The sequence below is a fragment of the Brevibacterium sp. LAARM3_SD1 genome, from assembly GCF_057364765.1.
Genome location: NZ_JBNFOL010000007.1, coordinates 90,969 through 114,824, shown reverse-complemented (window position 1 = coordinate 114,824; position 23,856 = coordinate 90,969). Strand labels below are relative to the sequence as shown.

The 23,856-nt window shown below is 58.4% G+C and carries 18 protein-coding genes and 1 pseudogene; 12 read left to right on the top strand and 7 right to left on the bottom strand.

Going from position 1 to position 23,856, the window contains the following annotated elements; translation table 11 throughout:
- Positions 1–356: 356 nt before the first annotated feature.
- From AC2W7L_RS06155 to AC2W7L_RS06120, 8 genes are all read left to right on the top strand, one after another.
- Entirely contained in the window at positions 357–1,469 is a 1,113-nt protein-coding gene (locus AC2W7L_RS06155) for a DNA cytosine methyltransferase (RefSeq protein ID WP_369865705.1), read from the top strand.
- A 32-nt stretch (positions 1,470–1,501) separates the two neighbouring features.
- Positions 1,502–3,061 (top strand): PDDEXK family nuclease, encoded by a 1,560-nt coding sequence (locus tag AC2W7L_RS06150; RefSeq protein ID WP_486003718.1) that lies wholly within the window; start codon positions 1,502–1,504, stop codon positions 3,059–3,061.
- A 389-nt stretch (positions 3,062–3,450) separates the two neighbouring features.
- Positions 3,451–6,120, top strand: coding sequence for a Z1 domain-containing protein (locus tag AC2W7L_RS06145; protein ID WP_486003717.1), 2,670 nt, complete (start codon positions 3,451–3,453; stop codon positions 6,118–6,120).
- The gene (locus AC2W7L_RS06140; protein WP_486003716.1) at positions 6,117–7,103 is read left to right on the top strand and encodes a PD-(D/E)XK motif protein; all 987 of its coding nucleotides are present in this window, start codon (positions 6,117–6,119) and stop codon (positions 7,101–7,103) included. Before AC2W7L_RS06145 ends, AC2W7L_RS06140 begins: the two co-directional genes overlap by 4 nt.
- Positions 7,100–9,031 carry a hypothetical protein gene (locus tag AC2W7L_RS06135; RefSeq protein ID WP_486003715.1) on the top strand — a complete coding sequence of 644 codons (1,932 nt, stop codon included), beginning with the start codon at positions 7,100–7,102 and terminating at the stop codon, positions 9,029–9,031. The genes AC2W7L_RS06140 and AC2W7L_RS06135 overlap by 4 nt, the downstream gene beginning before the upstream one ends.
- Positions 9,032–9,309: 278 nt before the next feature.
- On the top strand, positions 9,310–9,900 hold the full coding sequence (locus AC2W7L_RS06130) for a hypothetical protein (RefSeq protein ID WP_369865711.1): 591 nt from the start codon (positions 9,310–9,312) through the stop codon (positions 9,898–9,900).
- Positions 9,901–9,902: 2 nt separating this feature from the next.
- Positions 9,903–10,676, top strand: a complete 774-nt coding sequence (locus AC2W7L_RS06125) for a DUF6339 family protein (RefSeq protein WP_369865712.1) — start codon at positions 9,903–9,905, stop codon at positions 10,674–10,676.
- Between the two features lie 38 nt (positions 10,677–10,714).
- A complete protein-coding gene (locus AC2W7L_RS06120; protein WP_486003714.1) occupies positions 10,715–11,149 on the top strand; it encodes a very short patch repair endonuclease in 435 nt (144 codons plus the stop codon).
- 1,906 nt (positions 11,150–13,055) lie between these two features.
- On the opposite strand, the gene AC2W7L_RS06115 is transcribed toward AC2W7L_RS06120, so the two are convergent.
- The gene (locus AC2W7L_RS06115; protein ID WP_486003713.1) at positions 13,056–14,105 is read right to left on the bottom strand and encodes a DUF2891 family protein; all 1,050 of its coding nucleotides are present in this window, start codon (positions 14,103–14,105) and stop codon (positions 13,056–13,058) included.
- Positions 14,106–14,235: 130 nt separating this feature from the next.
- Between AC2W7L_RS06115 and AC2W7L_RS06110 the strand changes: the two genes are divergently transcribed.
- Positions 14,236–14,559, top strand: a complete 324-nt coding sequence (locus AC2W7L_RS06110) for a CHY zinc finger protein (RefSeq protein WP_486003712.1) — start codon at positions 14,236–14,238, stop codon at positions 14,557–14,559.
- 56 nt (positions 14,560–14,615) lie between these two features.
- Positions 14,616–16,196: an aspartate ammonia-lyase gene (locus AC2W7L_RS06105; protein ID WP_486003711.1), complete on the top strand. Its 1,581-nt coding sequence runs from the start codon at positions 14,616–14,618 to the stop codon at positions 16,194–16,196.
- 68 nt (positions 16,197–16,264) lie between these two features.
- Here AC2W7L_RS06105 and AC2W7L_RS06100 read toward each other — a convergent pair whose 3' ends face one another.
- A complete protein-coding gene (locus AC2W7L_RS06100) occupies positions 16,265–17,344 on the bottom strand; it encodes an NAD/NADP octopine/nopaline dehydrogenase family protein (RefSeq protein ID WP_486003710.1) in 1,080 nt (359 codons plus the stop codon).
- A gap of 56 nt (positions 17,345–17,400) precedes the next feature.
- Positions 17,401–18,987, bottom strand: a complete 1,587-nt coding sequence (locus AC2W7L_RS06095; RefSeq protein WP_139906648.1) for an AbgT family transporter — start codon at positions 18,985–18,987, stop codon at positions 17,401–17,403.
- A gap of 211 nt (positions 18,988–19,198) precedes the next feature.
- On the opposite strand from AC2W7L_RS06095, the gene AC2W7L_RS06090 reads away from it, so the two are divergent.
- Complete coding sequence (locus AC2W7L_RS06090; protein WP_370036561.1) at positions 19,199–19,843, top strand: GntR family transcriptional regulator; 645 nt, start codon at positions 19,199–19,201, stop codon at positions 19,841–19,843.
- A 351-nt stretch (positions 19,844–20,194) separates the two neighbouring features.
- Here AC2W7L_RS06090 and AC2W7L_RS06085 read toward each other — a convergent pair whose 3' ends face one another.
- Positions 20,195–20,317 (bottom strand): hypothetical protein, encoded by a 123-nt coding sequence (locus tag AC2W7L_RS06085; RefSeq protein ID WP_486003709.1) that lies wholly within the window; start codon positions 20,315–20,317, stop codon positions 20,195–20,197.
- 8 nt (positions 20,318–20,325) lie between these two features.
- A complete protein-coding gene (locus AC2W7L_RS06080) occupies positions 20,326–20,463 on the bottom strand; it encodes a hypothetical protein (protein ID WP_486003708.1) in 138 nt (45 codons plus the stop codon).
- A gap of 109 nt (positions 20,464–20,572) precedes the next feature.
- On the opposite strand from AC2W7L_RS06080, the gene AC2W7L_RS06075 reads away from it, so the two are divergent.
- The gene (locus AC2W7L_RS06075) at positions 20,573–21,067 is read left to right on the top strand and encodes an SLC13 family permease (protein ID WP_486003707.1); all 495 of its coding nucleotides are present in this window, start codon (positions 20,573–20,575) and stop codon (positions 21,065–21,067) included.
- Between the two features lie 131 nt (positions 21,068–21,198).
- Here the strand turns inward: AC2W7L_RS06075 and AC2W7L_RS06070 are convergent, their stop codons facing one another.
- Together AC2W7L_RS06070 and AC2W7L_RS06065 are read right to left on the bottom strand one after the other, a co-directional pair.
- Positions 21,199–22,203: a Fic family protein gene (locus AC2W7L_RS06070; RefSeq protein ID WP_486003706.1), complete on the bottom strand. Its 1,005-nt coding sequence runs from the start codon at positions 22,201–22,203 to the stop codon at positions 21,199–21,201.
- Between the two features lie 228 nt (positions 22,204–22,431).
- Positions 22,432–23,825: pseudogene (locus tag AC2W7L_RS06065) on the bottom strand (MBL fold metallo-hydrolase).
- Positions 23,826–23,856 lie beyond the last annotated feature (31 nt).

Below are 23,856 nucleotides of genomic sequence, written 5' to 3'. Positions count from 1 at the left end.
TGGTCGGTTTGGTAATCAAAGAGATCAACTGATTCTGCGAAGCAGAGGGCCATAGGGGCCCCGGTAGCGACCTCTTAGATGTGGCGTAGAGATTCTCATCGAACCGTGACGCAGAACTGCCCGACCGAGCGTACCTTTCTGGATACGTCGACCAGGTACCCCAGAAAAACGTGGCTGCCCATGTCAGTGCCGAGTCATATGCTCGCAGTTATAAGAAGCTGAGCTGCACGCAAGACGCGACACAGCTAAGATGAGCCTGTGTTGAGAAGCGCAGTGCGGGGTGCAGGAATACTTCGTGAAGTGCAGTCCGCGGTAGCGCGACGACATGGTCTAAGGCAGGAAGAGGGGCGTTCGAGATGACAATGCAGATGGAAGAAGAGAGGGCGGCACATCCGCACGACGCCTCTGTGAAGACCTTCAGAATGGGTGAGCTGTTTTCAGGCCCTGGAGGACTTGGTGTAGGCGCGCATCTGGCCTCGAACCAGCACGGCAAGATCGTTCATCAATGGGCCACCGATTATGACGAAGATACCTGCCGAACCTACGCATCGAACATCGTCGGAGACGAAGAATCGAGGTCGGTCGTTCACGCGGATATTCGCAAGCTGGATTACGAAGAGCTAGCGGAGCTCGGAGATATTGACGGTCTATCCTTCGGCTTTCCCTGCAACGATTTCAGCCTCGTTGGAGAGCGGAAAGGGTTCGAGGGTGAATTCGGGCCGCTTTACACATACGGAGTCAAGGCGCTTGAACGATTCCAACCGGACTGGTTCTTGGCTGAAAACGTGGGTGGAATTCGTGCTGATGGTGGAGCCACGCTTCGCAAGATCTTCCGAGACATGATCGACGCTGGTTACCGGATCTACCCGCATTACTATAAGTTCGAAAAGTACGGGGTTCCTCAGGCTCGGCACCGTATGATCGTTGTCGGAATCCGCAATGACATCGACGTTGAGTACAAAGTACCCAGCCCTGAGGTATTTGCCGATTCAGATGTATCAGCGAGCACAGCACTCGCAGGTATCCCGGAGTGGGCTGCCAATCAGGAACCGACTCGCCAGTCGGACAGAGTGATTGAACGGCTCAACCACATCCCGGCCGGAGGCAACGCCTGGGTTGCTGACATGCCCGAACACCTGAGGATCAATACACGGACCAAGCTTTCATCGATCTATCGTCGATTGAGCTCGGATAAGCCTTCCTACACTGTTACAGGTTCAGGCGGCGGCGGCACCCACATTTACCACTGGTCAGAGCCCCGAGCTCTCACGAATCGTGAGCGCGCGCGACTCCAAACGTTCCCCGATTCCTTTGTGTTCAAGGGAAATAAGGAGTCGGTACGCAAGCAGATCGGAATGGCCGTGCCGCCTAAGGGTGCGAAGGTGATCTTCGAAGCCATCCTCAACAGCTTTGCTGGAATCGAGTACCCCCATGTTGAGCCGTCTTTGACGAAGTACATTCCGAACTGAGCGGGGGCAGTAGGCCGCGATAGGCTTCGAGTATGGTGACCAAAGACTATTGGATGCTCTCGCGGCCGCAACGGAAGCTCTATCGTCTGCCTCTGACGGTTGCCGCGTTGCATGAAGCTGCCGGTGGGTCGGGATGGGGCGGAAACCGTGAGAGCCACATCGCTTTCGAAGAGATCCTCGAGCGAGAAGGAATCAAACGGCCGGGCGCGCGAAGGGACCAAACGGGCTCAGGCGGACGGACGCATGCGGCGCTGGTGCGCAGCCTTGGCTTGGCGTTCAACTCTGCCGAAACCGAAAGACTCGAACTGACTCAAGCTGGGATTGCTCTGGCTGAGGGAGGAAACCCGTCCGCGGTCCTCAAACATCAGGTAATGAAGTTCCAGTACCCGTCTGTGTACTCGACCTCGCGCGGTGTTGATATTTCACCAGCCTTCAAACTTCGACCATTTGTGCTGTTGCTCCGTCTTCTTCTTCAGCCTGAACTAGGCGGCTATCTTACGAATGATGAAGTCGCCAGAGTGGTGATCTTGTATGGCACCGGCGACACCGAAGCCGACGCTGATCGAGTAGCGGCGGAGGTTAGGAAGTATCGTTCGACAGAAATCAACGAGATCGAGTTTGTAGAGAGATTCGGTAAACGGGGCGATACCTTCGAAAAGCTTGTGGCTCGGTTCGGTGACATCGCAAACACGGTATTCAATTGGCTTGAGGTCACAGGCGTGATTGACCGTAGGCCGGGCGAGGTCGAGCTAGCCCCGAGTGGTGGGGATGAAGCTGCCAACCTGATTGAAGAATATGGGCGAATCAAACTGATTCCCAACCCCGAGGACGAGGACAGGTTCCAGCGGGCGTATGGACTCCCTCCAGGAAAGTCAAAGGACACAAGAAATCTGAGCGGCGCTAAGGGCGTCACGCGTAACGAGTTTGTGCGCCGACAGGTGACCACGAAATTGACGAGAATGTCAGAGCAGGAACTGCTTGTCGACGGCGCGACTTCGGACATTGTCGCGCGACTTGTCGAAGAAACCGGATTTGATCACTCTGAGGTTGAAAAGGTCGCAGCGAAGGTTCTCGGGACAGATAGGACACTGGACAACTTCCTATACAGCTACCAGTCGTTGCCTCATTCCTCGGCGAAAGATGCCCCCCGGAAGTTCGAACAGGCTACTGCCGATATTTTTCGGCGCGTTTTCAAGCTGGATGCGGAGTGCGTCGGGCAAGCTGGGCGAGAGCCAGATGTCGTAGTGACTAAGAAAAACGTTTGGCGAGGAATCGTCGATACAAAGGCCTATAGCGGCGACTACTCGCTTCCTTCCGGGCATGATCGAGCTATGCATGAGTATGTGGAAACTTACCGTGCAAGGCCGGGCGCTCCGCTGAGGTTCTGGGTCTTCATTGCTGGTTCTGTTTCGAAAGGCGCAAAACACCGGGTTCGGCAGTTGGCCGATCGCGTCGACAGTCCCGGTGCAGTAATTGGAATGTTGGCTTGGACCGAGATGATTCGGCTTGCTCAAAAGGGCAAGATCGACGATGAGCGCATGGCGGAGTTGTTCGCGTCAAACAGTGAACTGACAGTGGAAGATGTGCGCTGATCGCACCGTTCCGTTTCTCGTAGCTTGGATAGCGTTGGGCACGTTGTCGAGATGCTTTGGCCATTGCACCTGGCGGCGGTCTCTATGAATACACCAAACTTAATTGGTGCAAAGCTGGCTGACGGAGTACTTCGCGATCCGTGGTGACGTGAACCCGCGAACTCGACTTTCTTGCATAATTTCGGCGTCGCATATCGAAGGACTCCCCAGCTGCGGAATTTCTGCGGATCTGCGATTTCTTGCTGTCGTGAGGTACTAATGTGCACTTCGCAACAATGTCTGTGGTTCGCGATAGTGTTGGAAGAAGCATGTATTCACCACAGTTGCCGGCCTGAACCGACTTCTGCGGTCGATTGCACCTCATGTTCCGTCGTTCCCCGGGAGTATCGATGAGCCAAGAGCCTTCGCCGATTGAAATCGTATTCAACAAGTATCTTCAGACGATGTCTCGCGATGATGCGAGAAAGAAGACGAAGGTAGCGATGGAAGCGTTTCCCGGGATCGATGAAGAGCTAGAGGCGATTGAGCGAGAACATAAAGAGAAAATCCTGACTCGCACGAAGCTGACAGAGGTCGGCACGGCAAGACGAAAAGATCTTCGTGAGTTGGGCTGGTACTCGGGAGCGCCCGAGGGCGGCGTGTGGGCTAAGCTGCGGAGTCGAATGGCGGCTGGCGGTCTTGCTGACGCGGTTGAATCGATTGACCGGTCTACCGAGGAAATCGTCGCGTCCCTGGCGGAACCACGAGTCGATGAAGACAACAGACTCGGATTGGTGATCGGAAATGTGCAGTCCGGAAAGACTGCGAACTATTCATCGGTCATTGCAAAGGCTCTGGATAGCGGATACAAGTTCGTCCTCGTCTTGTCAGGCGTGCACAACAATCTGCGTAGGCAGACGCAAGTCCGCCTTGACAACGACCTCGGTATTTTCGAAGATCGGCAAGCTTGGTATCGACTCACTGACTCTGAAGGCGATTTTGGTGATGCGCACACTGGCAACGCCAGTTCCATTGTGGCGAACCACGGGCAAATCCTAGCTGTGGTGAAGAAGAACAGCCATCGGCTCAAAAAGGTACTGGAATTTCTTCGCAGCCTTGACTCCGCAACCAAACGCGACACACCGTTCCTCATCATCGACGACGAGTCGGATCAGGCGACCCCTGATGCATCTGCGAAGATCGGTGACGAACCGACCGCCATCAATCTCCTGATGCGGCAGATCTGGGCTGAAGTTCGAAATGGTACCTATGTTGGGTACACGGCCACTCCATTTGCGAACGTATTTATGGACCCCAATGTCCCCGAAGGCGCGTTGCCGGAACTCTATCCGCGGGACTTCATTCACGTTATGCCGACTCCTGCGAATTACTTCGGCGCGGAGAAAATCTTCGGTCTGCACGACGTCGAGGACGAAGCACGTGACGTCGAGCTTCCAGATGTGATTCGGTCGATCACCAAAGAAGAGGTCCGAGAACTTGTGCCCAGCGGCAAGACAGTTGCAAGCTTCCAACCTAATATCACCAAGTCGTTGAGCGAGGCGATTCGGTGGTTCATAGTCGCATGCGCAGTCCGCCGTATCCGAGGACAGCAGAAGAAGCATTCGACGATGCTGATCCACACGACTCCCCGTACGGATCCCCACTTTGCCACCCGCGACGCCGTGGAAGCGTATCTCGAACCACTTCGAAAAGCATCCCTCAACGGCGATGTGGATCGGTTCAAAGATGTGTTTGAGGCCGAGATCAACAGAGCTGCATCACTTTACGACGGTGACGGGCTGGCTCCAACTTGGCCTCGTATTAGTGACGAAATTCCAAATGTGCTGCGGTACCTGCGCACTGTTGTCGACAACGGTCGTGAAGATGACAACGAACGCCTTTCCTATTCGCACGAGCCTCAGACTGTGATCGTCATTGGTGGCAGCACCTTATCGCGGGGATTGACGTTGGAGGGCCTTTTCGTGTCATATTTCACACGGACCTCCAACACCTACGACACATTGCTTCAGATGGGACGCTGGTTCGGCTACCGCGGGGGGTACGAGGACCTACAACGCATCTGGGTCAGTCCGCGTCTCGATGAGGACTACAGATTCTTGGCGACTGTCGAGTCGGATCTGCGCAGTGAAATCGCGCGAATGACGCAGGCAGGAATGACGCCAGCAGAAATCGGCGTGCGTGTGCGGTTGCACCCGGGGCGTCTGCAAGTGACGAGTTCGGCCAAACAGAAGCATGCCTTGGAAGCAGAAGTCGATTTTGAGGGCTACCGATTGCAGACTACGGAGTTCGATTTCTCGAACCCGGAGCAATCACTGAAGAATGCGCAATCGGCGGAAGACCTTCTGCAACGGCTTCAGCCGTTCAGATCCTCGTCGGTGCCGACCTTGTTTGAAGAAGTTCCGATCGAAGAGCTAGAAGCGTTCTTCTCGGAGTTTGAAGTCCATGAGAAGAATCAGGCTGTCTTCTCCAATGCCATCAAATGGTCAAGCGAGAAGCTTCCTGAGAAGCGTTGGAACGTAGTCGTGCCCAGTGAGGGCAAAGGTGCTGATGGGCTGAACGTTGCGGGGACGAAGGTCGGGTCTATCCGGCGTTCCCCAATCAACAAGAAAAGTGATGAGCTGCAGGAATCAGAGTCGATCAATATACGTGCGTTGATGTCCGGCAAAGATGTCATCCTTGATCTGCGCCTTCAGAATAAGTTGCCGCAAAACGCGACGCTTGCGCAACTCAACAACGCGGCCCAGTACAACTGGCGAAAAAACAGAGAGGGCGGCGACGGACGTGGTCTGCTGATTCTGTATCCGATCAGTCGGTTCTCGGCTTCGACCTCGAAAGACAGAATGCCGATGAATTCGGCATTGCAAGCCATAAACCCGTCTCTTGTGGAGGATGGTCTTCCTCCAGTAGTAGGCATGGCTGTCGTGGCACCATTCGATTCTAGGAATAAGCTCGAATCTAAAGGCAGCACGATAGCGGTTCGCCCTATCTTCGATGATGCCGAGGATCTTGACGAACCTCTTGTGGAAGACACCGAACGAGACTTCAAAGGCGATGTATGAACTCGACGAAAGAGATCTTCCACGCAGCGATGCGTGACGGAGCAGCACTGGTAGCCGGTGAGGCGTCGGTCTTGGTCGCAGATTCGGATGGCCCGCGTCGTACCTGGCTCGGCTATCAGGATGGAGAGTTCGCGGCTGCGTATTTCACTACGGACAGTGAACGCGACATCAGCTACTCGGTCAGTCAGGTGATCAGTGTCCAAAGCGTCGAAATTCGCGACGAGGTGACAGGCCGCACCGCCCGAGCACTGAAAGTCGTATGCCATGAGCCGCGTCTGGATGACGTCTTCTTCGTATTCATCGATGAAGTGCGTTCTGCAGTCGGTGGAGAATCTGAAGTGATCGATGTGGTCAACGAGGCCGCTTCAGACTGGCGCCGTCTGTTGCACTTGGCAATGACAGAACTGTCAGAGGCTGCCGCCATGGGCATCTACGGTGAGCTTCGCTTTCTCGAAGGTGCCATTGAGAGTCTCGGTTCACCGGCGATCGAAATGTGGCAACGAAGTGCGCAGGATATCCACGACTTTACCGGCGACTCGGCACGAGTCGAAGTGAAGACATCCGCGTTTCAAGATCGATCTGCGGTAACGGTACACGGACTGCGCCAGCTGGAACCACCTTTGACCGGAACATTGACACTGGCAGTGGCCGAGATCCAAAGGCATGGGACTGACTCGATTGATCTTGTAATCGAACGACTCAGACGCTTAGGCGCAGACCATCAAATTCTGACCGACAAGCTGCATGACGCGGGGTATGTAGAAGGCATGCCCGGCTCAGACAAGTTCACTTTCAGCCTGCTGTCATGGAGGTTCTGGGAGATCGACCACCGTTCTTCGGTGTTGAACCGGTCAGCGTTGCACGAACAGGTCGCCGACGCGGTCTCCTCACTGTCCTATTCGCTGAATCTTGGGTCTTTGGGAGATGCGGATTCCTCTTTCGATTTCACCCGATTTGCCCCGAAAGGATCGGCGTCAAGATGAAGTTCACTGCGTTGAAACGATACTCAAAGCCAAGAGGTGCGGGGGACCAGACGAGCGGCGGGCGTGGCAAGCTGCTTCGGCCTACCAGCGCACTTTCCAGGTTGGAGCTTCTTGTTCGGGAGACCCTTCAGAACTCATGGGACGCGCGAGACGACGACTGGACTCCAGCATACGGAGTGCGAGTCTACCGACTAGATGACAAGGTCAAACAGACTCTCCGAGAGAATATATTCACAGACCTTCCTGATTCGCTCTCTGATCTTTCAGCCTGTCTGCGGTCTCCTGACGTTCATGCGATCGAGATCTTCGACCGGGGGACCGTCGGGCTGAATGGGCCGTATCGTGCTTCCGAAGTTGCTCAAGACGGCGAAAAGAACAACTTCAATTCGTTCGTCTTCGACATCGGTTCGACAAAGTCGTCGGGGCGTTCTGGAGGAACATTCGGATTCGGTAAAACTGCAAGCTTTGAAGTCTCAAGCGCGCACAGCGTCGTCTACTGGTCACGTTGCCTAACGCAAGCGAATGAGGCAGAGCATCGACTCATCGCATGCGCGTTGCACGACGAATATGAAGAAGGCAACGCAAGATACACGGGTGCCCATTGGTGGGGCGATCCAGACGACGACGACATCATCCCGCTCCGTGGAGATGCCGCGGCAGCAATCGGGGAGCGGATATTTCGAACCCACTTCGGCGATACAGACGAAGGCGAACCGGAAACAGGGACATCAATTCTGATTCTTGACCCGGTGATCACTGTCGACATGGATGATGACCTAGATGCTCGGGTGCCCGTTCGCACCGATGAACACTCGGAGGCATTGATCCAGCAAGTGTCTGACGCCGTGGCGCATAGTGCCTGGCCGAAAGTGGTTCCGAACGGCGAAGAATCGCGGCCGATGATCGTTGAACTATTTGAGAATCGTGCCGAGAAGCCTGTTGTTGACTTGGCGTTGTCTCAGTATGGACACTTCGCATCTGCGCTCAATTCGATTCGACAAGTTCAGGGCCAGTTGGAGGAAAACTTCGAGGTCTCCCTCCCGATCGGCACTGTGCGGTCAAAATGCTTTCCAATCACACTGAGCCCGCGAGGGCCGATGCGATCGAAGAGGCAGGAACTGTTCGGCAATCAGACCGACAATACGATCGGTCACTTATTCTTGGTCGAGAGCGCCGAACTGGATACACAAGGCGAGAGCCGAACGCCGAGGAACGTGCTTTGTGTGATGCGATCCGAGGCCGAGCTTGTCGTGAACTATGACCCCATTGTTGAGACCGAGAACGGAGTTCTCCAATGGCATGGGGTGTTCAAACCGACTCCGGAGTGCGACCGCCATTTCCGCGCTGCCGAACCGCCGACTCACGATAGATGGACACCTGACGCCGCAGACAGCGAAGCGTCACGCTATGTAGTTCGACGTGCTCTGGATTTGATTCGCACGAAGACGAAAGGGTTTCTAAGTGAGAACCAAGCCCGGCCCAAGGAGCAAGAGCAGTCCGTTAGGAAGGTTGCCTTGGGTCTTCGTAGTTTCGTTCCGCTAGGTTTGCCGCCGGAAGATGAAACAGTCCGTGATTCGCCGCGCCGGAGAGCTCGACAATCTGGGGGTACCAAGAAGGTTCGGGGAACTGAAGCCTCGATCGTCCGTTCGGTACCGCTGCCGAACGGAGGCGGCCAGATCATTGATGTACTTCCCACGGACAAGCAGGGCCGGTCGGTAGCTCTAAGTGCCGAGATATTCGCGATCACGTCTGATGGACGACTGGGACTCGGCGACGATGATTTGACGATCACCTGGCGCTCCGGCGGCAAGCTTTTGGAGGTTGGAACAGTCTGCGTTGCGCCCCCAGGGGAAGAGGTGCAACTGCGCTTGGACACACGGACACCAGCGGCCCTTGAAATTGCGATCAAGGCTGAGGCGGAAGCATGACCAAACAGCGACTGTTCCCTTATCCTCGGTTGGGTGCGAGTGACCTCGATTGGGGTGCCTGGACTCTGCGACTAAACGGAAGCCAGACAGCGGAGTCGACAATCTCTGACGACTGGGACTCTAACGCGGAGCTCTCCCTGGGTATTTCAGTTCGCGTTAGAACCAGCCAGTTGGGTCACCTCGCAGTACGCAACCCGAAGCTGGTACTGACTGTCAATTGTTCCAGCACGGCATACTCAGCGTCAGTAGACGCTCAACTCCAGTTCGGACAGTCGTCGATGACGGCAGAGGCCGAGTTGCAGATAGACGGAAAGGTCGTTTCCCAAGTTCTCAATGTGAGTACTCAGGTAATCGGAGAAGACCAGACTCACCCTTGGCTCCGCCGGCGAATAATTGCAGAAGGGCCGATCTTGAGGTTGCCGCTCGACACGGAGCTGGATGGGTTCCCAACCTCGAGCTATTCTTTTGACAGAGAAGGAATGCCTGCGGCGCCTTGGCGTTTGGTCGTATCAGCCGATGAGTTGGAAGCCCCATTTGCTCATTCGATTCGGCTCGAGTTGAACGAAGACTTTGCCCCGGTGCGCAAGTTGATCGGAGGAAACCCTGACCCGCATGTGGTCCGTGAACTCGATGCCACGATTGTGCGAGTTCTGATTTCGACGGCCGCGCGTTTGTCTTCGACAATTTCGGATCAGAGAACTCTCGAAGAAGTGGCCGCAGAGTATCCGGAATCCATCGTTGCCGCAGCACAGCGTGCGTCGGAACAATACCTGCAGATGTCGCTGCCCGCCGCAATCAAATCGTATCGGCTGACGCCTGAGAAGCACGATTACGAAGTCATTGCCGGAACCAATCTGCTGAAGGACTGACCATGAAGAGCAACGTGCTCTACCCTCGAATTGAAGCCAAAGAAGCGCACCGTATTCAACGCAAGTTCGTCGAGAACTTCGACAGCGGAGTCGAGTTCAAAGACGCCGATTTTGAATCGGTGCTGAACGGGCCGCGAGCATTTCCACCGACTGGAGGAGTCCGAATTGGTGAGGCAGAACTTCGAGACCTCCGCCAAGCATGCATTGAATCTTTGGACCAGCCCACCAGTAGTTCCGGACTGTCTGCAACTTCATCTTTTGACATTGCCATCGGCAAAGTTCTGTTTCAAGCTGGCAAGGATTCTATAGGAGAGTTCGGGGATCCATACGTATGGGACTTCTTGACGCTGATACTGCTGCCTGATCTCGCAGCTAGAAGAATGTCGATGGGAAGTGCTTCGACAGCCAGAGGGCGATCGTTCTTGGAGAGAGTTACTGGTGGGGCACGACGGCACGTATTTCAACGTCTCTGGAAGCGATGGCTCATATTCGGCCCTGAGATCGTTGAGGGAGGAAATCTCACAGAGGACGACTATGGCGTGACAATTGAGCGCCTAATTACTAATCGCCCTCGGCTGGCTCGTGCGGTTGCTGAGGCGATCATCGGATCGAAGTATGTGGGGACCGAACGTCGAACATATTCCCGCAACTTTATGTTGAAGCTTCAGTTGATATCAGGGTTGGTGCAGATACCAGAAGATGACGAGGCACATCTGCGAGACGTCATCGACGCGATACATCAGCAAACAGTCGAATCTATCGACCGAAGCAGGTGAAGGGATTCTCGACTCGTCTCAGCTAGGAGGCAGACTGCATGGAGGATTCATGGGCCTCGTCCGAGCATGCCCGACTCACGATGCGGGCGAACAAGCGGCGAGATACGGAGCCAGAGCTGAAGTTGCGGTCGATTTTGCACTCACGCGGACTGCGATTCCGAGTGGATTGTTCTCCGCTGAAAGGCGTTCGGTCGCGCGCCGACATTGTCTTTTCCAAGGCGAAGATTGCCGTGTTCGTCGACGGCTGCTTCTGGCACGGATGTCCAGAGCACTTCATCATGCCCAAGACCAATGTCGAATATTGGTCAGCCAAGATCGCAAAGAACAAGGACCGTGACATAAGGGTTGATCGCGTTATGGCGCAAGCGGATTGGACCGTGATCCATGTTTGGGAGCACGACGATCCTGCTGCAGCAGCGGACCTAGTCGAGCGTGCGTGGAGGAGCCGGACCAGCAGGCTATATTCGAGTTGACTGTCACCATGAACAGCAAGGAAGCTAGCGGCGATAATCGGTGCATCTTCCAATTTGGGTCATAGTTTTGTAAGAGTGAACTACGCGACATCAGACTTCGAGGTTTCCTGCGACTTGGTTCGATTTCAAGTAGCGAGTCACCATAGTGGCTCAGCTTCTGGCTACTTGTTGCGGCCAGTTCGGTAGCCTCTTACTGCCACAACATTTCCGTGACGTATTTGGAAATAGCTGCGAGTGTCGTGTGCCTGGCGTGAGCTCATTTTGTGCAGTTCGGATTGAATTTTGACTGCTCGCTTCACTTCGTTGACTGACACTGATTCGGTACATAGGTATGTGACAGACCACCGACTGCTCTTGAACCGCATAGCTGCCACTTCGGCGTCGATTCGAGCTGTGGTTGTCCGCAAGCGATCAGTCCGCACGAACAAGTATCCGAACAATGCGGATGCTGCAGCTTCCCAGGTTTTGGATTCAATCTGCTGAGAATGGCGAAGGGGTATAGACACGTCGGACGCGCCTGGTACTGACTCCACCGTTCGGAAAGAAGTCAACAGGGCATCTTCGCAGACGGTTACTCTTGCACCCAGCACCGTAGCCGTTGAAGTGCCAATCCTGAACTTTACTCCCCAGCCGAGGGCGATGTACCACTCCTCGTGGATCGATAGTCCTGCGGCGAGAAACTTTGCGTCCACAGTAAGTCGACCGTGACCTGATTCGGCGATGAACTTCTGGAGAGCTGATATCCCTGATCGCCGTACGACAACCATTGCAGACGGCCTAGTTGGGGTGAAAATAGCTGGTAGAGCTGGTTCGGTCTTTTCAACGGAAACTTTAGACGGCAGTTGGTTCGGGCTCGGTTTAGATTCCTGCCGCAACTCTTCTGGTTGCCCAGATCTTGGCAGGGCATCTAACTTTTCAACAACATCGACAACGGTTTTTGACCGGACTGGCTGTTCATCTTTGCATTCAGATCGAGAACCGTTAGTTTTCGGAAATGCGGTGCGGCAAACTTGCCCTGGGTGCATTCGTCTGAATGACTCGACGATTTCTGGTGCTAGTTGCCCAGAAGCATTACTCAGAAGACGACTACCTGCGGATACTAGTAAACTGGCCGTGTCGAGAGGCACAACTATCCCCAGCAGATCAAGTACGCGGAGCCTGTGCTGGAATAGCCGAAGCTCGGATTGACTATCGCCAAATGGTTCAGCAATTAAGCATTGGTGGATGATGCGGCGGACGTCGCTTCTTTGCCAGTTATTCTTAGACAATCGGGCCAAGAGAAACTCACCGTCGACTTGCAGCGATGAGAACAGCGTGGGGTACCTAGATTCTTCTGCCAGGCCCCAATAGGTGCTTCGGAGTCTGCGAGTAACTGGAAGCGGGACTCGTGACGCGCTGGATTTCGCGATCGAATTGACCCACTTCCCGACTGACCAATCATGACACGTTGCGGCAAAATGCAGATCAATTGCCTCTTCAACGTTCAGCTCGGGGTATCGGAACCACAAGTAGTTCCATGAGTCTATTTCTCGAGAGCCGGGGGAGGCCTCCATTAAGAAGTTCCGATAGCTTTCGGCCGTGGCATTACTGCTAAGCCAGTACGGAACCGATGTGTTCACGTCGCTCCATTCATCGACTCTCAAGTTGGATGCTGATCTGTTTGGATAATATTTGCACCCGGCACTGACATAACTTGCTTCTTACTTAGAATTCGCAGACTGGTGTAGTCATGTTTATCGAGCATTGCCGGTGAGCAGTGATGGTGTTAATCGTCGTTGCAAATTGCGGCGAGACAGTCGATAGCAATGGCGGTCTGTTTGTGTGGATCTAAGTGGCAAGTGTAGTCGAACGAAAGTGGAGGAGCAGATCCGCAAGGGGGGTGGGCTTCGCTGCCCTGCAACTCTTCTCAGGGGCGCACGACATTGTTTAGGCAGGCTGCTTCCCACGCAAAGGTCGCGATCCAGTGCGAAGAGACGTATTCGTCAGACACCGCAGCTTCGAGACCGGGCGCCATCAGCGAATCGACTCGGGTGAGCATGCCCTTGGCCTGAGCCATGAGTTCTTCATGGCTAGTCTTCTCCGCGATCGCTTCCAGCTTAGGGGCCAATCGCATCACCGATGCCGCGACCGACAAGCCCAGACCAAAGAGGTGGCTCTGGTGTCCGTCGGTCGGGTCGAGGACCTTGACCGGAGTGAGTGCCGGCGACTCGGGGGACAACTCCGAAAGGAAGCTCGGTAACCATGACGCGAACTCATCCTCGGTGAGGATCTCAGCCATGAGGTCGGCCTCGCACAAGCCGGGGGAGAGGAAGTCGTGACCGCTGCGCTCCTGAGTGAAGTTCCACGCGACATCCTCGGCGAAGAACCGTCGTGCCGCTCCCGCAACGACGTCGACAACATCGTGCCTGTCCGCAGCGCGAGCCCCGAGGAGGATTCGGCGCAGTCCGAACGCCGTATTCGAGTGCACCCCATGCCGAACCGGCTCGGCAACTTTTGGCAGCCAAGTAACGGCGAGATCGAAGACCGTATCCGCGAGCACCTGAGTGTTCGCGCCCAGTACCCGCAACTCCGAAACCGCACTGGCATTGAGCAAGCGGTTGAGTTCGACCGCCCAGGCCCAGCCATACGGCCGCTCCCACGAAGGATTCTCACGGAGGAAGGCCGCCTCGGCGAGCATATTCTCCTCGCTCAGGTGTGAAGCCAGAACCTCAATCGCGCGTTCGCGCCAACTAGCTCCTTGAGCTGCCTCCGTCTCTAGCAGTGACGCCAGCAGGTAATGCATGTGCACGCTCGAATGCCAGTCATAGGAATTCGCGAACGCCGGATTCTTCTCGGCCGCGGGAACGACGTCAGCCAGGCTCCGCGCCAGATGATGGGAGGCGAACGGATACTCACGGGTGATGTTGTTCAGCGCCACCTCGGCGAAGGGGTGAACGTAATCGTCAATCTGCGGCATGGATCCTCTTCGGTTCGGGGTCTTCCACTCTACTGGGATGATCACCGGACCAGGTGGCGAACCGCAACGGTTAGGCTGGATCGGACAAGGACTAGCCCCGGTCGTGACCTGCAGGAAGGAAGGGTGAGCAATGACGCGGACCCCCGCAGTATTCGGCCCGACGGTCGATCAGCACACTCGGTGCGTTCACTACGCGACCGAACTCGACATCATCGCCATCCGTTTCGCCTGCTGCGACCGCTACTATCCCTGCCACCTGTGCCATTCCGAGACTGCGGACCATCCCGCTCAGCAATGGCCACGCGAGAAGTTCGACCAGCCCGCGATCCTGTGCGGGAACTGCTGGACCGAACTGACGATCACTGCCTATAAAGCAGCCGACAACTGCCCCGAATGCCACGCACTCTTCAACCCCCGATGTGCCGCCCACTCGGACTACTACTTCGGTTCCTGATCTCACACCGATCACCCCTTCGGTGGGCGGCCGAAATGTGAGACTCTGAAGCCACTATGACTGAGTCGAACGCCTCCGCAGACCCCAACACCGCCTCTCTTCCCCTTACCTCGCCGACTTCGACGAACCAGATCCCCACCAGCCAGAACCTCCCCACCCGCATCGAGACCGACTCGATCGGCAGCCTCGAGATCCCCGACACCGCCTACTGGGGAGTGCACACGGCCCGGGCGAACGAGAATTTCCCCATCGCCCGCCGTCCCATCTCCGTCTACCCCGACTTCGTCCGCGCCTTCGCCTGCGTCAAACAGGCCGCAGCCCGGGCCAACGCCGAGATCGGGGCGCTCGACGACCAGCGCGCGAACCTCATCGACGCAGCCTGCGAAGAGATCAAGGCCGGCAAACTCCACGAACAGTTCGCCGTCGGCGTCGTCCAGGGCGGAGCAGGCACCTCGACGAACATGAACGCCAACGAGGTCATCACAAACCGCGCCCTCGAGATCGCCGGCCGATCCAAGGGCGACTACGCGTTCATCCACCCCAACGACCACACGAACCACAGTCAGTCGACGAACGACACCTACCCGACCGCGATCAAGATCGCGCTGGCGTTCTCACTGCAGAACCTCCTCGGCGAACTCACGCTCCTCGCCGATGCCTTTGCCGCGAAGGGCCGCGAGTTCTCTCATATCGTCAAGGTGGGGCGCACCCAGCTGCAGGATGCCGTTCCGATGACGCTCGGTCAGGAGTTCAACGCCTTCGCCACGACCCTGCGCGAGGACGTCGAACGTCTCGAGGAAGCCGTCGCCCTCCTCGGCGAAGTGAACATGGGTGCCACCGCGATCGGCACCTCGATCAACGCCCCGGCCGGGTACAAGGAAGCGGTCATCAAACACCTGCGGCAGATCACCGGGCTCGATCTGAAGACGGCCGGCGACCTCGTCGAATCGACCTCCGACACGGGTGTCTTCATCACCTTCTCGGGTGCGCTCAAGCGCAGCGCGCTGAAGATGTCGAAGATCGCCAACGACCTGCGTCTGCTGTCCTCGGGGCCGCAGGCCGGCATCGGTGAGATCAACCTGCCCGCCCGCCAGGCGGGATCGTCGATCATGCCCGGCAAGGTCAATCCCGTCATCGCCGAGGCGGTATCCCAGGTCGCGTACTCCGTGGCCGGTGCCGATGTCACCGTGTCGATGGCCGTCGAAGGCGGACAGCTGCAGCTCAACGCTTTCGAACCGATCATCGCCCACTCGCTGTTCCAGTCGATCACGTGGCTCGAACGCGCGGCCCAGACCTTCCGCATCAACTGCGTCAACGGCATCACCGCCAACGAGGCGCACATCGAGGACACCGTCGACCGCTCGGTGACCGTCATCACCGCGCTCGCCCCGGTCATCGGCTACGTTGCCGCGGCGAAGCTCGCGAAGGAAGCACTGGCGAAGAACGAACCCATCGCCGATCTCGTCGTCGAGCACGGGCTGCTCGAACGGGATGAACTCGGCGAGATCCTCCGCCCCGAACGGCTGACCGGCATGTCCGCCGATGATTCCGTGGACAGCACCGCCACCAGCACCGAGGCGGTTCCCCGGGATGAGGTGACCACCGAGCTTCCGATCATCCCCGGTCCGGAGGGGTGACAAGCGGCAAGCGGCTGTGCCAGGTGCCTTAGAGGGGTTCCCGGCACAGGCCATAATTGTTTGTTGTCTCAAGGTGTCCCGTGGCGAAAGACCTCAAGAATTTCATCGACCCCGGCCCCCGTGAGCCCGAGAGAGTCGACGGTACGACCGGTTTCCTTGAAATCGACTCCACACAACACGCTGCTGATGGCGATGAATCCGTCGGTGAGCGGCATTTTCACACCCACCTCGTTCCCAATCGAGCTCCAGACGACCAACCCGAAGGGGATGTCTTCCGTGAAGTAGCGATGGGTGAGCGAATCCGGTTCCGGAAACGCCTGCCGACCATAGCCTTGGACGACGCGGTCGACGAACGATCCTTCGGTCACTCCATAGGCATCGGCGAGGAACTGCCAGAATCCGGTCGTGTCCGTGTGCAGAGTCGAAGACAGTGACAGTCTCTCCTGATCCAGAGCTTCGATGGCCTCTGCGATCCGCGGTGTCACCAGTGTGTGCTGGGGCAGACGATCAGCATCCTCGACCGTTTTGAAGTTGAGGACTGCCGGCGGGACATGATAGATCGGATTCGAATTGCTCAGCCCGACCGCAAGACTGTCGACGGCCGCGGAGTAGTGCTCCCCGAAGAAGGGCGTCAAGCGGTCGATCACCTCCTGCGTCCGACTGTTCGGCAGGCTCGAGATACGTATCGAGTCTTTGATCGCGCCGACGAATACCCGGGCCGGCTCCTTGAGCCGGCATGTGTAGAGGCTCGTCGCACTTTCTGCGATGAGGCTCGGTCGACGATTCTCCAGGGCGAACTGCCGAGACAGTTCGACACCGCTGCCGAGTACGGTGGGCTGGAAGACGACGAGCTGCTCGGGCGTCAGAACCTGTGCCAACGATGCCGAAAGCCCGGGATGCGCGAAGGCGGGTGCCGCCACCACGATGACTTCGGCACCGGTCACGGCGGCCTCGATGTCTGTCGTGAGCAGCCTCGGCATCGCCTTGCCCTCGATATCTCCGAAGAGTTCGATGCCTCCCCGATCGCGGATCGGATCGAACTCTCGGTCCCATACGGAGTACATTCGAACCGAATGTCCTTCCAATGTCATGTGTCCGGCAATTGTTTGTCCGACGTTGCCTGCACCGATGACGGCGATCGTTCCCATTATTTGTTCCTTTCGTTGTTACAGCAGTTGTTCGGTCGGCGCCGCAAGCGATGAAGTCAACGCACAGGTACACCTGGTCCGAGCGGAATCCCGATGAGATACCAGAGGACGAAGAACGTCGTCCAGACGATGAGCACCGCGACGGCCAGCGGAAGGGTGAACGACAACATCGTTCCGACACCGGCCCCTTTGCGGAAATGCTGGACATATCCGAGGGCGAGAACGAAGTAGCCATTGAGTGGTGTCAGGCAGTTGGTCACTGAGTCGCCGATCATGAACGCGACCATTGCCGATTCGGGACGCATGCCGATGTACATGACCAGCGGGACGAGGACGGGTGCGAGAATCGACCACATCGCTGAACCGCTGGTGATGAGCATGTTGAGTATGCAGATGGCGACAACGATGAGCAGCAGCAGCACGAGGTGCGGTGCACTGAGCTGCTTGAATAGCTCAGCACCATTGACGCTGATGACCGACCCGATATTGGTCCACTCGAAGTAGGCGAGGAACTGCGCGACGACGAAGAACAGTACGAGCACCGGTGCCAGCGTTCGGATGCCCTCGGCCATCGCAGGCGGCACATCGCCTAGGGTGGGAATCGACTTCGTGATCCGACCATAGACGATTCCGAGCAGACCGAACACGACGGCGATGAAGATCGCGATGTTCTTGAGGACGGGGGACTGGACGATGCTGCCGCCCTCACCGCGGAACGGTGAGCCGGGCATGAGCATGAGTGCGATGCCGACTGCCGCGATTACGAAGACGACGGCTGACAAGATGAGTCCTCGACGCTCTTCTGCACACAGGGTCACCGAGCCGCCTGCTTGCATCGTCGAATCCGTGTTGAATAGTTTGTCGGAGACAGCGAAGTCGGCGTCCAAGCGATTCGGAGAGAATTCCGGGCGGCGGGCGAGCAACTTGTCGACGACGACGGCGATCGTGATCGAGAGGATCACCGATGAGGCCGCCGTGAAGAAGTAGGTCGCGAAGGGGGTGACGACGTAGTCCTTGTCGACGATGTGCGAGGCGGCCATCGATAGGGACGCGCGGATCGCATCAGAAGGTGTGACGAGCGGGCTGGCGTTGAAGCCGACAGCAGTGGCCGCATAGGCGACCATGAGGCCTAGCAGCGGGCTGCGGCCTGCGGCTCTGAACGCCAGTGCACCGAGCGGAATCATCACGAGGTAGGCGGAATCCGACATCACATGCGCGATCATCGAAGCGAAGGCGATGGAGAAGGTCAGCCATGCTCTCGGCAGGCGTCCGACCGTGACTCGGAGCAGCGCGGTGAGCATTCCGCTGCGCTCGGCGATACTCACCCCGAGTAGGACGACGACGATCATCGCCAGCGGCGGGAACGTCGCATAGTTCGTCAGGGCGTTCTCGATGGCGAAGAGGGCGCCGTCGATCGAGAACAGATTTTTGACCTGCGCTGTCGATCCGTCGGCCGGCAGGACTACGGAGACTCCGAGCCCAGACATGATTGCGCTTGTGATTCCGAGCAGGATGCAGAGGATGGCGAAGAGCCAGAACGGGTGAGGCAGTCGGTTTCCTGCGCGTTCGATCGCACTGAGTGCTCGGTAGAAGCGGTTGTCAGGGTTGATTCCCGGATCAGCGTCGACGGTTCGGGGTGTCATGAAGGCCCTCCTGCGGGTCGTGGACTCGTGGCACGTCGTTGTGGTGAGGTCCTCGTCGAGGACTGGCAGCCAAGTTGTTTAATCCAACTTACGTACATGAAATATATAACAGGAATGCTAGAATTCGAAAGCAGATGAAGTCAACCCGCAGCGAACACTCGGGTTGGGACTCGAGAGCGGAAGTGGGTGTTCGATGGCTTCGAAGGAGTCAATGGCCGATCGGGCCTATGCCCGGTTGAAGAGGGATATCATCGAAGCACGACTGCGCCCGGGGACGGTTCTGTCGGATTCGGCCCTCGCTGAACAGTACGAGATGAGTCGTACGCCGGTGCGAGAGGCGATCAACAACCTCCGCCGAGAAGGGCTCGTCGTCGTACTTCCGAAGCGGGGAACCTTCGTCAAACCACTTGACTTCGGCGAAATCCACGATCTCTACACTCTGCGGACCCTTGTCGAGCCCGAGGCGGCGGTGCTCGCCTCTCAGAGAAGCACAGAGGGGGAGCTCACCGAGCTCGAGGAGCTCAGCGCACTGAGCACGGACCCTGACGTCGAGAAGCTCGTGCTCAATGAGCGCAACAGCAGGCTCCATGTGCGCATTGCCGAACTTTCCGGCATCTCCCTGCTGGCGACGACGGTGCGGGCGATCCATGAAGAGATCGAACGCTGTCTCAACCTCCGCCGAGAACTCGGTCGTCCCTACAAGGCGGTCAACCACGGCCGTCTGGTCGACGCGATCATGACTCGTGATGAGGTCGTCATCCGCAGCACTGCGCTGAGCGGGATCGAGCGGGCGCGCGACCATATGATGAGTGTGCTCACACGGCACTCCGGCGTTGCCGGAGAGAGCGACTCATAGCTCTCCCGGAGACGGCTGCAGTTCTGCACCGGTGGGCCACACGCCGAACGACCCGACACGCACAGGGATGACTGCAATCTAGGTGATGTCCCATCGAGCGACGAGCCGCCCGACGGCTTACTCGCCCTCCCACTCCACCGGGGTCTTGGTGAGGAATCCTTCGACGACGTTCGCGAAGTCCTGGCTGCCGTAGACCTTTGAGACGACATCCGCATCGTCGACGGGTCCGCCGGCGGCCAGCCGGCGGAGGTTCTCCTTGATCGCCCACTGCGTCAGCGGCGCCCCGGAGACGACCCGCTCGATGAGTGCTTCGGCCTCGCCGTCTAGATCTTCGGCGACCGCGGTGAGGGATCAGGAGGCCAGCGCCTCCTGCGCGTCGACCTTCCGAGCGGTGATGAGCATCGACGCGGTCCGCGATTCACCGAACGCCCGGACCAACCTGCGCAGGGTGTTCGCGGACAGGGTGTTTTCCAAGGTGCGGGCTATGGGGACGGAAAAGCCGCGGCGGCCGATCCGATCCGCACATCCGCGCAGCACGCGATCCCCAGACCTCTGCCCACGCAGTGGCCGTCGATGACGGCGATGACCGGATTGTCGACCGCGGCCAGAGTCCCGAGCACTTCGTCGATGCGCTGCTCGTACGCGACTCCGTCCTCACCGGTAACCCCCGGAACTGCGCGATGTCAGTGCCGGCCACGAAGGCTCGGCCTCCGGCTCCACAGCATCGCCGTGATCATCTCGTTCTTCTCTTCCCGCATCAGCAAGGGCGCGGTGAGAAAGATCACGTGGCCGACAGTCCTCCTCATCTGCGGCATCGTCACCTATGTCGAGCTCATGGAGCGTTTGGGCACGATCGATTGGCTCGGCGGTCAGGTCGTCGGCATGGGATCTCCGCTCTTCGCGGCACTGATCATCTGCTTCATCGGCGCAGTCGTCTCTGCATTCGAGCCGACGACGGGCATCCTCGGCGCTCTCATTCCTCTGGCTGTGCCGTTCCTGCTCACGGGCAGCGTCGGCGAGATCGGGCTGATCATTGCTCTGGCGATCTCGTCTTCGGTGGTCGATTCCTCGCCGTTCTTCACCTCAGGGGCGTTTGTCGTCGCGAACTCGCCAGAAGATCAGCGGGACAGGGTGTTCAAGCAGCTCATGGTGTGGGGCATCTCGATGGTCGTCATTGCACCGATCTTCACCTGGTTGATCTTTGTGGTTCCGGGTTGGGGGTAAGTGGAACTCCCCGCTGGAGCTGGCAGCTGATGTCCTCGCGAATCACCTGCGAGTCTCGGCGAGCTCCACATAGGTGAGGTTCTGATCGGCTGAGTAGCAGCCGATTTTGCCTTTGTGATTTTTGGTCTTCCTCAGAATGCGGCCTCGGCGAGTTCCACCAAGGCTCGGTGGGCCGCGGCGTGTGTCACGCAGTGCTCGCTGGCAACCGAATCGATGGTGATGACTGGTTCGCGGGCCAGGAGGTCGAGGATCTTGAGGATGACGGACCCGGATCTGGGCTGCACCGGAGATTTGCCGATGGACCGGCGGTGATCCACGAGGTCGGTGCGGATGGTCTGTTCCAAGGCGCTGATGTCCTCGTCGAGGTGAACTGCGCTGTCTGCGGAACGCTCGGCCGCCTCGGCGAATGAGGTCACCCAGTCGTTCAGATCTGCGGGATCGCGGCGTAATGCGGTCAACCCGCCGAAGTAGGCATTTGTGTCTGCCGCGAAGACCGTGCTGATCGGAACGAGGATGCTGCGGAGAGCGTCGGATCGTTTGAGTACGGCGTGCACGAGTGCTCGTCCGGTGCGACCGTTGCCGTCGATGAACGGGTGAATCGTTTTGAACTGCGCGTGGGCGATCGCAACCCTGACGACGGGGTTGCCACCTGTGCAGGAGATGAAGTCTGCCAGGTTTGCGATGAGTCTCGGCACCTCCGACGGGGGCGGTGGGATGAAGTCGGCACGCAGCGGACTGCTGCCCGGCCCTCCGACCCAGTTCTGCTCGGTTCGCAGGCCCGGCTCCAAGCGTGGCTCGATCGTGTGCTGCAGATTGACGATGTCTGCGACAGTGAGATGCTGAGCAGGATCGGAAAGGGCGTCGATGGCGTGCTCGGTAGCTCGAACATTGGCAATGTCGTCGAGTGCAACGCGATCACAGTGTTGGAGGAATTCAGCGATCGCCAGTTTCTTCGGAGAGAGCCGGTTTCCCTCGAGCCAAGACGACGAGATGCTCTCCGAGCGGATGAGCAGGTGGTTGAGATAGCAGCTGCCCGATGACCTGATCCGTTCGTCGAGTCCGGCGAGAACGAGTGTGGCCTCGTTGGCCGCTGCTGTCGCTTCAGGGGTGAGAGGCGGAAGTTTGAGAAGGCTCATCCGGCACATATGGGTAGTAGGTGCCGGAAGCCCGATCTTTCCTGCTCAATTCGGCGGAGTCCAGTGGAGCTCGACGGCGTAAGGCATGGCGCTGACCGCCTTTCTTGGGCAGTCCTAAGATCAACACGAGCGGATGAATATTTACTTTAGTATACCTAAAGTAAATATTCATCCGCGATTCGTGAGGTTAGGCGGAGTCCCTTACCCCTCGAGCAAGCCTGTGCCGGATCAGGACTCGGGGGACCGCCAGGCATCGTAGGAGCCGGCGAGCTCGGCGACCCGGTATCCGGCACGGCGCAGGGCGCTGGCGGTGATGCTGCTGCGGGTGCCGCTCTGGCAGTAGGTGACGATCCGGCCGTCGCTGGGCAGGCGGTCGAGTTCCCACAGGGCGCGGCCGCCGCTGAGTTGGGTCGCACCGGGGATGTGGCCGCCGGCGTGCTCGTTCTTCGAGCGGACATCGACGAGGCGGATGTCGGCTGCGTCTGCGAGATCCGCCGGGTCGACCAGGTCGACCGGATGCAGCTCCATCCCGGCCAGCGAGGTCACGTAGCCGGTGACCGTGTCGATGCCGACCCTGATGAGATGATTGCGGAACTCTGCCGCCTGCTCGGCGTCGTCGGCGAGGACGATGATCGGCGTTGACTCTGAGGCCGGGTCGAAGACCCAGGCTCCGAAGCTCGCGGCCTTTCCGGACCCCGGGATGTGCAGGGCCCGGCCGGGGTCCCGGCATGGACGTCTGCGGTCGGACGGGTGTCGATGAAAGCCGCCGAGCCGTCCTCGATCCTCTCCTGCACGCGACCGGCGTCGAATTCCTCGAGCTCGCCGAGTGCGCCGAGGAGTGACGGGCCCTCCCGGTTCTCGGTCTTCATCCTGGCGAAGTAGGCGTGGGCGTCGGGCTGCCCGGACAGCAGTTCGTCGACGAAGCCCTGCTCATCGCCGCTCTCGAGGAACGGCGACCACCAGGCGAAGGCGCGCTCGTAGCCGACGGTGGTCGTCGGAATGGCCCCCAGGGCTTTGCCGCAGGCGCTTCCGGCGCCGTGGGCGGGCAGGATCTGCACGTAGTCGGGGAGGGTGAGCAGGCGGTCGCGGAGGCTGGCGAAGAGGTCGCGGGCACCGGCGAAGCGGGTGTCGGAGCCGCCGGCCGCCTCGTCGAGGAGGTCTGGGCGTCCGATGTCTCCGACGAAGACGAAGTCGCCGGTGAGCATGAACCCCGGTGCGTCGGCCTGGGCACCGTCGGTGACGAGGAACGACAGGTGCTCGGGAGTGTGGCCGGGGGTGTGCGAGGCGCGCAGGGTGATGTTGCCGAGGGCGATCTCGTCGCCGTCGTGCAGGCGCACCGCGTCGTCGAAGCCCGCCCCGTATGACCAGTCGGGTCCGCCTTCGTCGGAGACGTACATCGTCGCGCCGGTGGCGGCGGCGAGTGCGCGGGTGCCGGAGAGGTAGTCGGCGTGGATGTGGGTCTCGGTGACGGCGGTGAGCGTCAGTCCGTGGCGGTCGGCGAAGTCGCGGTAGACCGCGATGTCCCGGCGGGGATCGACGACGATCGCCTCCCCGCTGGCCTGGCAGGCGATGACGTAGCTGGCATGGGCGAGGTCGGTGTCGAAGATGCGTTCGAGGAGCATGGGAGTCTTCTTTCCGTGGTCGACGGGTGTT